Genomic DNA, 9,554 nt, shown 5'->3' on the forward strand with positions numbered 1-9,554 from the left:
TAGATTGGCACTAGCTTGTTTGCGTGCTGAGCCATCTATGACTGTGCTGGAACAGGGATCCATCACCATCCACACCGAGAACATCTTCCCCATCATCAAGCAGTCTCTCTATTCGGATCGGGAGATCTTTTTGCGAGAGCTGATCTCCAACGCCGCCGATGCCATTGCCAAGCTGAAGATGGCCAAACTGGCTGGCGAAGTGGCGGATCCCCCGGAGCCAGAAATCACGATTGCGCTCAACAAAGAGGCCAAGACCCTCTCGGTCAGCGACACTGGCATCGGCATGACTGCCGAAGAGGTGAAAAAATACATCAACCAAGTGGCCTTTTCCAGCGCTGAGGAGTTCCTTCAAAAGTACAAAGGCAAAGACGCAGAACAGGCGATCATCGGCCACTTTGGCCTGGGGTTCTATTCCTCTTTTATGGTGGCGCAGCGGGTGGAGATCGACACCCTTTCCTATCAGCCGGGCAGCACCCCTGTGAAATGGTCTTGCGACGGCAGCCCAACTTTTACCCTTTCCGATTCCCAGCGCTCCGCCATCGGCACCACGGTTACCCTTTACCTCAGCCCGGATAGCGAGGAGTACCTGGAGCCGGGCCGCATCCGCGAATTGGTGCGCAAATACTGCGACTTCATTCCCGTCCCCATTAAACTCAACGGAGAAGTCATTAACCGGCAAAAGCCCCTCTGGAAGATTCCTCCCTCTGAGCTCAAGGATGAGGATTACCTAGAGTTTTACCGCTACCTCTATCCCTTCCAAGAGGATCCCCACTTCTGGGTACACATCAACACAGATTACCCCTTCATCGTGCAAGGGATCCTCTACTTCCCCAAGCTGCGGCCTGATATCGATCCCACTAAGGGTCAGGTCAAGCTGTATTGCAACCAAGTTTTTGTCCAGGATAACTGCGAAGAAGTCATTCCCAAATTCCTCCTGCCTCTGCGCGGCGCCATCGACAGCCCAGACATTCCCCTCAACGTCTCCCGCAGTTTTTTACAAAATGACCGTACCGTCAGGCGCATTGGGGATCACGTGGCCAAAAAGGTGGCGGATCGCCTCAACGAGCTCTACAAAGAAGACTACGAAAAATATGTCAAGGTCTGGCCGGATATCAGCCTCTTCATGAAATTTGGGGCGATGAACAACGACAAGTTCTTCGCCCAGATTAAAGACATTCTCATCTTCCGATTGGCCGGATCCCCTGCCGATAAACCTGAGTACGTGACCCTCAAAGAGTACCTGGAGCGCACGCGGGAGAAACAGAATAAGCGGGTTTACTACGCCACCGACGAGGCAGCCCAGAGCGCCTATATCGACCTGCACCGCTCCCAAGGACTAGAAGTCATTATGCTGGATAGCTGGATCGACAGCCACTTCAGCAGCTTCCTGGAGCGGGAGTATCGGGAAGAAGGGATCCAATTTAAGCGGGTGGATTCCGAGCTGGACGAGACGCTGATCCAAAAAGACAAAGCTGCCGAGCTCGTCGACCCGGTAACACAAAAAACCCGCAGCGAAAAGCTGGTGGATCTCTTTCGTCAGGCTTTGGGCAAAGAGAAGCTGCAGATCAAAGCCGAGGCCCTCAAGTCGGAGTCGGTTCCGGCTATGATCCTGCTGCCGGAGGCGCTGCGGCGCCTGCAGGAGCTTAATGCCATCCTGCAACAGAAGCCAATGGAGTTTTTGGAAGAGCACACGCTGGTGCTCAACACCGCCCACCCCTTGATCCAAAACCTGCAGGCTCTGGCCGAGGAGGGGCGGGATCCGGAGCTGGTCAACCTCATCTGCAACCACATCTACGATCTGGCGCTGATTACCCAGAAAAGCTTTGACCCGGCAGCCGCACGGGCCTTTGTGCAGCGTTCCAACGAGGTGCTCACCCGTTTAACCCGCCGTCAGTAGGCGGCACCCTCCAGAGTTACCCCCGGCTGCAGGGCTTCCGCTCCACCGGGCAGAGAGGGGCGGGAGGCCGCCCCATTGCTGGCAGCCCTGTCGCTCCCTTGCAAGAGGGGAGCTACTTGGCGCATCAGGGTGGCCATCTCCAGAGCGCTCATGGCGTATTCCCAGCCTTTGTTGTTCTTGATCCCAGCCCGCTCCAGCGCCTGCTGTAGGGTATCGGCGGTGAGGATCCCGAAGATGACCGGCACGCCGGTGCGAAAACTGGCTGCCGCGATCCCCTTGGCCACCTCTGCTGCCACATAGTCGAAATGGGGGGTTTGGCCCCGAATGACCGCCCCCAGGCAGATGATGGCATCGTAACGGCGGGACTGCGCCAGTTGGCAGGCCAACATAGGCACCTCAAAGCTGCCGGGCACCCAGTAATAGTCCACCTGCTGGCTCTCCGAGCTGACATCGATGCCATGCCGCTTCAGGGCATCTTGGCACCCCTCCAACAATTTGCCGGCAATCAAATCGTTAAACCGACTGATAACAATGGCCAGACGCAGATCCCCCGTCTGAACAAAATTGCCTTCGTAAACTGCCATCTGCGCTGCTCCGGGAAAAAACCAGGCGCTGCTCCACACCGCACAACCGTGTCTTCCTATCCTAATTTACCCTTCTCCTCCAGATCTGCCCAAAAAGGGGTGGTAGCACCTGGCCTTCGACATTCTCACAGTAGCTAAACGGCTCGCCAGTCCCTCTCCGTCCTCCAGAAGAAGAGCCCGCGGAGACCCGCTCGAGCCGGCGAGCTCTCAGGGAAATCTCGCCAAGGGTCATAGATTGAGTTTTATGATTTAAGAGTAAACCTTTAGTGATCCTTGATTCTCCATGAAGGCCATTACGCTGCACCAGTTGCAAATCTTCGAGGTTGCTGCCCGTCATCTCAGCTTCACCCGTGCCGCTGAGGAGCTTTACCTGACCCAGCCCACGATTTCCATGCAGATCAAGCAATTGAGCAAATCGGTGGGGCTGCCGCTGTTTGAGCAGGTGGGCAAGCGGCTCTATCTCACAGAGGCGGGGCAAGCTTTGTACCAAACTTGTCAAAAAATCTTTGAGCAGTTGAACGAATTTGAGATGACCCTCGCCGACCTGAAGGGGTTAAAACAAGGGCGACTGAGCATTGGTGTGGTCACTACAGCCAAATACTTTATTCCCCGCCTGCTGGGGGCGTTTTGTCAGCAGTATCCCGGTATCGACGTGTCCCTGAAGGTGCTAAACCGGCAGCAAGTTCTGGAGCGGCTGAGTAACAACATGGACGACCTCTACGTGATGGGGATGCCGCCAGAGGATCTGGATGTGGTAGCCCAGCCTTTCCTGGAAAATCCCTTGGTGGTGATGGCTCCTATTCACCATCCTTTGGCGGGCCAGAAGCGGATCCCCCTGGCCCGTATTGCTCAAGAGCCCTTCTTGGCCCGCGAGCCCGGCTCCGGCACCCGCATGGCGGTGGAGCGGCTCTTCGACAAACATAACCTCAAGCTCAACATCCGCATGGAGATAGGCAGTGGCGAAGCCATTCGCCAGGGCATTATCGGCGGGTTAGGCATTTCGGTTTTGTCCCAGCATGTGTTGGCTCTAGGGGGGTGGCAACAGCATTTAGCCATTTTGGATGTGGAGGAGTTTCCCATCCAGGGGTTTTGGTATCTGGTCTATTTGCGCTCCAAGCGCCTTTCGCTTGTGGCTAAGGCTTTTGCTGATTTCCTGCTATCTCAGGTTTCTCAGATGGAGCTGGATTTTCTTGCAAAAGAGCAGCACAGATCCCCTCTAAATTCCAATCCAGATCAGCTTTCTGGCAGAGAGGATGAAAAGCATTTACCAGCTCTTGCCGCAGCCCCTGGAAGCCCTGGAAATCACGGGTAAAAAAGACCCGTAAAAACGCCAAGTAGGCCCGTGCCCAGTTGTCTTCAGGATTCAACTTGACAATTTGTTCAAAATGCTGCTGGGCTGCTTGCGGCCGCAACAGAGCCACCTCCAGCAACGCCAGCTCGTAGTGGCTTTGGATCTGCTTTTCCCGCTGGCCCTGGGCGGCTGCCCAGTGTTGTTCTCCCTCCAGCAGTTGGCGGATCAAAGCTCGGTCCGGATCGGTGAGAAAAGTTGGATATTGCAACGTTGTCCAGGCGTTGAGGTAAAGGGAGAGGGCCTCGAGATCTCCCTGCACAGCCGCCTTGGCCGCCTGTCGTAGGAGAAAGAGGGGATCTCCAGGGGAGATAAGGGATCCCCCTTTCCCGCTGCGGGATCCCTCCCAGGGCTGACTGAACGACCGACGCCTTCCCTGGGGAGGTTGCCACTCCAGGTGGAGGATTCCTTCTTTGGTTGCCAGCTCTGGCCAGGCCAAGATCTCCTCCACCTGCCAACTGCCGGCGGCGTAGGGCAACAGGCGGTTCTGTCCCACCACCCAGGCCCGCTTGGCCAAGACCTGCCCCTGGGGATCTTCCAGTCGCGCCCAGACGAGGGTTTGCGCCAAGTCCTGGGCTGGCCCCTGCCAGCGCAAGTGCCAGGCTGGGATCCCTTCCTCTGGCAAGACCTGGAGCTCTAGCAGCTCCACCGCCTCTGCCGCAGCGGGCAACTCTTGCAGCACAACCCTGGGCTTGCTGGGGAAGTAGGTGGACAGCCGGCCCACCGCCGGCAGATCAAAATGCTCTTGCTGCCAGTCAGGACTTTTGTCTAGGAGTTGCCGAATTTGCTCCTTAGCTGGACCGTAGGGGCCGACAATTCCTTGCTCCCCTGGCGCATCCACAAACCCATCCAGAAGCGCCAGCTCCACCTCTGGCCAGGGGGTTTGGCCGGCGCCGCGGAAGGTGATGGGCCAGCGCTGTAGGGCCGCCAAGTAGCTGAGAGTTTCCGACGAGATCAGCTCGGTGTTGGGAAGAACGCCTAGGGTGGCGGTCAAACCTGGCTGCACCCGGGATCCAATCCACCGCGTCAGCTCCTGTTGAGGGTGCTGCCCCTGCCAGCGCATCTGGATCCCTTTCCAGAGCGGAGCCACGCCGGGAGCGAGGGGCTGCCCCAGGTTCAAGAGGGCCAGAGCTCCTAGGGCTAGGCTCATGCCCACTCCCCGGCGCAGCGCCCTTTCCCCCCAGCGCTCGCCCAAGTAGCGCCAAAGCTTGGCCAGCCCTCCTGCCGAGAGGATGGCCAGCAGGGGCAACAGCGGCAAAGTAAAGCGCACATCCTTAATGGCTACCAGGGTGTAGAGAAGGTAGCCCCCTCCGTAGAGACCCCACAGGAGAGCCTCCCGCCGGCTTGGGGATCCCCACAAGCTCAGCAGTGGCAAGGGGCATAGCCAAGGGCCCATCTGCAGGGGCAACCAGCGCAAGTAGGCCGTCCACCAGCACAGGGATCCCGCCGCACAGGTGACGTAGTAGTGGGCGGTGTCGGCATAGGCCCACCCATTGCTGAGCACAAACAGCCAGTTAGCTCCATACCAGGGCCAGCACAAGAGCAGCGTCACCCCCATTCCCAGGGCCAGGTGGGCCAGCCGCAGCGGCCAAGGGATCCTCACCCCCAGCGGAACAGCCAGCAGCGGCGGCAGCAAAAACAGCACCCCCGTCCACTTGGTCAGCAGCACCGCCGCCAGCCCCGCCCCCACCCCCACCGCCCCCCGCCAGGACGGCTCCTCCGCGTAGGCCCACAGCGCCCAAAAAGCCAGCGTAACCGCCACCAGCAGCGGCAGCTCCAGCATGTAGACATGAGCCAAAGCCGTGATCCCCGGATAGAGAAGCACCAACACTGCCGCCAGCCAGCCCACTTCCCAAGAGCGATAGGCCCGCCACCCCAGCCGCTGGGTGGCCAGGGTCAGGATCCCCAGCAACACCAAATTGAGCAACTGCCCATCGGCCCGGCCAAACGGATGCAGCGCTGCCAACGGGATCCCCAACCAATAGGCCAGAGGCGGGTAGCGCTGGTTCAAGTGCAAAAACTGCTGCCACCACAGCCCTTCCCAGCGAAACCGGCTCAGGTGATCCCCAAACGCCTGCGCCTGCAACAGGTGCTGCGCCTCATCCCAGGCCGGCGGCAGGGGATCGCTCCAGTTCCAAACCAGCAGCAGCAGCAGCGCCACCATCCCCAGCCCGGCCCAGACCTGGAGAAAGGGGATCCCTTGCCCCTTTTGGACCTTCCTTCTGGCTATCTCGCCCATAGCCGGCTGGATCCCCTCCCTTTAGCGTTCTGCCCCAGAGCTAAACTCAACCTGGATCCAGCTATCTAAGCTATCCAGAATTCCCCATGACCGTCTCGACCACGGGTTCAGAAGGAGTTTGGATCCTTTCGGATCAACTGCATCCGCAGCAATCTGCCCTGGCCTCCCTCTCAGCCCTCCCCCCCCACCGCGTTCCCGTTCTCCTTGTCGAGTCCCACGCCTGGGCCAGCTCCCGCAACCATCACCAGCAAAAGCTGGTCCTGGTCTGGTCGGCCATGCGCCACTTTGCCCAAGAATTGCAACAGCGCGGCCACCCCGTCACCTATGCGGAAGCCGAAGACTATGCCGAACCCCTGCAAGCCTGGGCTAGGCAACATCGATTGCAACAGATCCGCCTCATGCAGCCCACCGATATTCCCGTCCGGGATGAGGTGGAAAAGCTGAGGTCTGCCCTCCCCTGCCCCCTCCTGGTCTTGGAAAATAACCACTTTCTCTGGACAGCCCGCCAATTTATCGACTGGGCCTCAGGCCGCAAGCGCCTCCTCCTAGAGGACTTCTATCGCCAAGGGCGCAAACGCTTCCGCATCCTCATGGACGGCTCCCAGCCCCTCGGCGGGCGCTGGAACTACGACCGGGAAAACCGGCAGCCTCCCCAACCTGGCCGGCGCTACCCGCCGCCTCTGACGTTTCCCCCCGACGCCATCACGCAGGCGGTGATGGAGAAAGTGCGGCGCCATTACGGCCACCACTTTGGATCCCTGGAAGGCTTTGGCTGGGCCGTCACCCGTGCCCAAGCCCTGCAGGTGCTTGAGGACTTCATCCAGCACCGCCTGCCCCACTTCGGCCCCTGGCAGGACGCTATGCAAGTCGAAGAAGACTTCCTCTACCACTCCCTCCTTTCCCCTTACCTCAACCTAGGGCTCCTCACCCCCCAAGAAGTCATCACCGCTGCCGAGCAGGCCTACCATCGCGGCGGGATCCCTCTCCCCTCTGCCGAAGGCTTCATCCGCCAGATCCTGGGCTGGCGGGAATACATGCGCGGCTTCTACGAATACCAAATGCCCCAGGGCTATGCCCAGACCAACTTTTTTGGCCACTACCGCCCCCTGCCCGACTTTTTTTGGACAGGCGAAACGGACATGGCCTGCCTGCGGCACACCCTGAGGCAAATTCGCCGCCATGGCTATGCCCACCACATCCAGCGCCTAATGGTGCTCAGCAATTTCGCGCTCATCAGCGGTATCCAACCTCAAGCCGTAGAAGCGTGGTTTCACGACGTGTTCATCGACAGCTACGACTGGGTGATGCAGCCCAACGTCATCGGCATGAGCCTCTTTGCCGACGGGGGCATGCTTTCCACCAAACCCTACGCCGCTTCCGCCCAGTACATCCGCAAAATGAGTGACTACTGCCGCCATTGCCGCTACAATCCCAGCGAAAAGGTGGGCGAACGGGCCTGTCCCTTCAATACCTTCTACTGGGATTTCCTGTTGCGCCACCGGCCCCTTTTGCTTCCCTTGGGAAGAATGAAAGGGGTACTGGCCCACCTGGATCGCCTCCAGCCAGAGCAGAGGGCCCAAATCCAAGCGCAAGCCGCTGCTTGGTGGGAGTCCACCCCCAATGCCTAGCTGTCTGGTATTCACTAGAATTGGAGCACCCTCTCTTCACGTGTTACTTGGTTCAAGGAGCCCACGTCATGAAATGTCCCCGCTGCGGCAAGCAAGAAATTCGTGTTTTAGAGTCCCGTTCGGCAGAAGGTGGCCAAAGCGTGCGGCGGCGGCGGGAGTGCATGTCCTGTGGCTATCGCTTCACCACCTATGAGCGCATCGAATTCATGCCCATCATGGTCATTAAACGGGATGGATCCCGAGAGAGTTTTAACCGCAACAAGATCTTGCAGGGGGTGATGCGCGCTTGCCAAAAAACCCAGGTTAGCCTCAAGCAGATGGAGGAGTTGGTCAACGAAATCGAAGAAAAACTGCAACTGGAAGACGTTCAAGAGGTAACTACCCTACGCATTGGCGAGATGGTACTGGAGCGCCTACAGCGCCTGAGCGAAGTTGCCTATGTGCGCTTTGCCTCCGTGTACCGCAAGTTCCAGGGTATAAAAGACTTTGTTACCGAACTGGAACAGTTGGAACGGTTGGAAACCCACCTACGACGAGATCTGGAGCGGCCGTTGCGGAACTCTCCCCCTTCAGAGTCGGAATCCACAGCTTCTCCAGACTGGGTGGGGGGTATTCCCCAACTCCTCGATCAAAACGACACCTCGAGCAATCTCTCGGAGATCCCGAAATAACGCTTGCGGGCGAGAAAAACTGCTAGAAAGGGGCTCCCATCCAAAAAGCTTAGCGGTATGCTTGGGTTAGCAATTGCCGCTTACACTAAGCATAGCGCTAGGCATCCTCGGCCGGTCGGTGTTCAGCGCTACCCCTGGGTGATCCTTGCGGCCTTGTCTGTTCGGGATCCCCGCCTGCCCACCTTCCTCAGCTTTTCATCCTTTCTGACGGATTGATTCAACTTATGCAGTACGACTTTCGGGGTTCTATCCCCTCTGAAGCTCGCAACGGCAACCCCAATGGCTTGCCCGGCAACAGCAGCTTTCGCGCCCCTGCCTCACTAGAGACCGGGCCGGGGACAGTGCCAATCCAGGTATATCAACAAGTGGCTGAAGAGCTGGAATCTGCCCGTCAGCAGGTGAGCCGCCTCTCCTCCGAAAACCAGCGCCTGCGCGCTCTGCATCAACAATTGTCTGGAGAAATTACTGCCATCGCGCAAGAATTTCAGGGGCAATTGGGCCAGGCCTTGAAGCGCCTACAGCAAATCAGCCTACGGCTTGCTGACACAAGCCAAGCCGCTGCTCTTGAAAGAGAGGCTGCTGCAGCCCCTTTTCGAGGGGATGGCCTGACCTCAGAACATGACCAAGCCTCTCCCTCCTATGATTTTTTGAATCGCCTCAAGCGACGCCAAGCTCGCAGCGAGGTTTCACCCTTCCCTGGCAACGTCTATCCAACTCCCTCTTACTCTGACTTTGCCACCCCCCCCCTTGAGCCCCGATCTCAGCCCTCCACTCTACCCCCCCGTCCCCGTCAAGACACTCCTGCTGAGCCTCCTTACCCCCGTGCCGGCTATCAGATTCCCTCCTTGGAAGAGTTGATGCAGAATATGGGTGGCGAGGTTCATGCCACCAGTGTCTACCAACGGGTGCGCGATCAACATCACGGATCCCAAGGATCCGTTTTGCTTTGGATGGCCGCTGCAGTTCTTTTGGTAGTCGCCTCTTTTGGATTGGGCTTCGTAGCTGTACAACCCTTTTTGCGCAACAACCCATCACCCGCTCCTGTGAAAGCACCCCAATAGTCCCGGAGAAGGAATTCCGTACACCCTCTACACCCATAGAGACTGCAGAGTTACCCCTTGAGATACGCAACAACCCCCCTTGTATTGGGGGGTTGGTGTGGAGAGATGAGCCTGGCACCGAGCTAG

At 58.4% G+C, this 9,554-nt stretch carries 6 protein-coding genes; 5 read left to right on the top strand and 1 reads right to left on the bottom strand.

Translation table 11 applies throughout. The features are described from left to right. Window positions 1-37 precede the first annotated feature (37 nt). Window positions 38-1,897: a molecular chaperone HtpG gene (htpG, locus tag NW848_RS16585; protein ID WP_099812233.1), complete on the top strand. Its 1,860-nt coding sequence runs from the start codon at window positions 38-40 to the stop codon at window positions 1,895-1,897. On the opposite strand, the gene ribH is transcribed toward htpG, so the two are convergent. Next, window positions 1,891-2,481 (bottom strand): 6,7-dimethyl-8-ribityllumazine synthase, encoded by a 591-nt coding sequence (gene ribH, locus NW848_RS16590; protein WP_011429957.1) that lies wholly within the window; start codon window positions 2,479-2,481, stop codon window positions 1,891-1,893. The genes htpG and ribH overlap by 7 nt on opposite strands. Before the next feature lie 283 nt (window positions 2,482-2,764). Here ribH and NW848_RS16595 point away from each other — a divergent pair, with 283 nt between their 5' ends. The 4 genes from NW848_RS16595 to NW848_RS16610 all read left to right on the top strand — a co-directional run bounded on the left by NW848_RS16595 (window position 2,765) and on the right by NW848_RS16610 (window position 9,428). Then, complete coding sequence (locus NW848_RS16595) at window positions 2,765-3,793, top strand: LysR substrate-binding domain-containing protein (RefSeq protein WP_414402550.1); 1,029 nt, start codon at window positions 2,765-2,767, stop codon at window positions 3,791-3,793. Window positions 3,794-6,154: 2,361 nt separating this feature from the next. After that, complete coding sequence (locus tag NW848_RS16600) at window positions 6,155-7,696, top strand: cryptochrome/photolyase family protein (RefSeq protein ID WP_414511365.1); 1,542 nt, start codon at window positions 6,155-6,157, stop codon at window positions 7,694-7,696. 68 nt (window positions 7,697-7,764) lie between these two features. Then, window positions 7,765-8,367 carry a transcriptional regulator NrdR gene (gene nrdR / locus NW848_RS16605; RefSeq protein WP_414511366.1) on the top strand — a complete coding sequence of 201 codons (603 nt, stop codon included), beginning with the start codon at window positions 7,765-7,767 and terminating at the stop codon, window positions 8,365-8,367. A 224-nt stretch (window positions 8,368-8,591) separates the two neighbouring features. Beyond that, window positions 8,592-9,428, top strand: a complete 837-nt coding sequence (locus NW848_RS16610) for a hypothetical protein (RefSeq protein WP_414511367.1) — start codon at window positions 8,592-8,594, stop codon at window positions 9,426-9,428. Window positions 9,429-9,554: the final 126 nt, after the last annotated feature.

The sequence above is a fragment of the Synechococcus sp. RC10A2 genome, assembly GCF_047502605.1.

Bases quoted from the DNA above. Each gene is read 5' to 3' on its own strand.
- NW848_RS16600 (WP_414511365.1), top strand. From the start codon at position 6,155: ATGACCGTCTCGACCACGGGTTCAGAAGGAGTTTGGATCCTTTCGGAT.
- ribH (WP_011429957.1), bottom strand. From the start codon at position 2,481: ATGGCAGTTTACGAAGGCAATTTTGTTCAGACGGGGGATCTGCGTCTG.
- NW848_RS16610 (WP_414511367.1), top strand. From the start codon at position 8,592: ATGCAGTACGACTTTCGGGGTTCTATCCCCTCTGAAGCTCGCAACGGC.
- nrdR (WP_414511366.1), top strand. From the start codon at position 7,765: ATGAAATGTCCCCGCTGCGGCAAGCAAGAAATTCGTGTTTTAGAGTCC.
- NW848_RS16595 (WP_414402550.1), top strand. From the start codon at position 2,765: ATGAAGGCCATTACGCTGCACCAGTTGCAAATCTTCGAGGTTGCTGCC.
- htpG (WP_099812233.1), top strand. From the start codon at position 38: ATGACTGTGCTGGAACAGGGATCCATCACCATCCACACCGAGAACATC.